The organism is Peptostreptococcus canis, assembly GCF_014229965.1.
In the GTDB taxonomy this organism is placed as follows: domain Bacteria; phylum Bacillota; class Clostridia; order Peptostreptococcales; family Peptostreptococcaceae; genus Peptostreptococcus; species Peptostreptococcus canis.
In genome coordinates this window covers 1-1,078 of sequence record NZ_JABGBW010000025.1, presented here as the reverse complement: position 1 = coordinate 1,078, position 1,078 = coordinate 1, and the positions used below count along the sequence as shown (strand labels likewise).

1 protein-coding gene is annotated in these 1,078 nt (G+C 33.1%); it reads left to right on the top strand.

From position 1 onward, the window contains the following. Window positions 1–187: 187 nt before the first annotated feature. The coding region (locus HLB29_RS09525; protein ID WP_185624899.1) for an ISNCY family transposase at window positions 188–1,078 on the top strand (891 nt) is incomplete at its 3' end.

Genomic DNA, 1,078 nt, shown 5'->3' with positions numbered 1-1,078 from the left:
TTGTTGGGGTGCACGGCATATCCAAATAGCAAAAAAGCACTGGAAAACCAGTGCTAATGTTTAAAAATTTTTGGGACATTTTCATTTACGGTTGACACACTTTTTAGAAACTTTTGTTGTTATTTTATGATAATGTCACCTTAGGATTAATTTTGGACTTTGTCACTTTTTGATATAAAATAATATTATGAAAGAAGGTAAAATAACATTGACTATGAAACAACTAAAAAGATATCAAGTGATTTGTAGCTACATAGATAAACAAATTACTAGAAGAGAAGCCGCTGAACTACTTTCTCTTTCCGAACGCCAGATTACCAGATTAAAGAAAGGAGTCATTGAATCTGGAGCTGAATTTTTAATTCATAAAAACACAGGAAAGAAACCTGTTCATTCAATATCAAATGAAGTGAAGGAAGCTATTCTTAAAATTAAGAAAACAAATTCGCTAAAAAATGTGAACTTCCTCCACTTCAAAGAAATACTAAGTGAAGAATACTCAATTGAAATATCATACTCTTCACTATATAGTATACTAAAAAACGCAGAAATTAAAAGCCCCATGAAGAAAAAAATCAGGCACAGAAAATTTCGTAGAAAAAGAAAGCCTCATTTTGGTCAGTTGGTACAAATTGATGCTACTCCTTTCGAATGGTTCGATAAAAAGGTTAAATATACACTTCATGGCGCAATTGATGATGCAACAGGTAAAATAGTCGGATTATACATGACTGAACATGAATGCCTGTTTGGCTATTTGGAGATGATGAAAAGATGTTGTATGGATTTTGGTGTTCCACAGACCCTTTATTCTGATAAGCACACTATTTTTAGATCACCTAACGCCGGTAAACTGACTATCGAAGATGAAATTAATGGGAAAAAGGTTAATCTGACCCAATTTTCCAGAGCAGTTAATGAACTTGGAACGGATATTATTTTTGCTAATTCACCACAGGCTAAGGGACGTATAGAAAGACTTTGGGTTACTCTACAAAGCAGATTGCCGGTTGAATTTATGATGAAAGGCATTGATAATGTAAAAGAAGCTAACGAGTTTTTAAGAGGGTATATACAC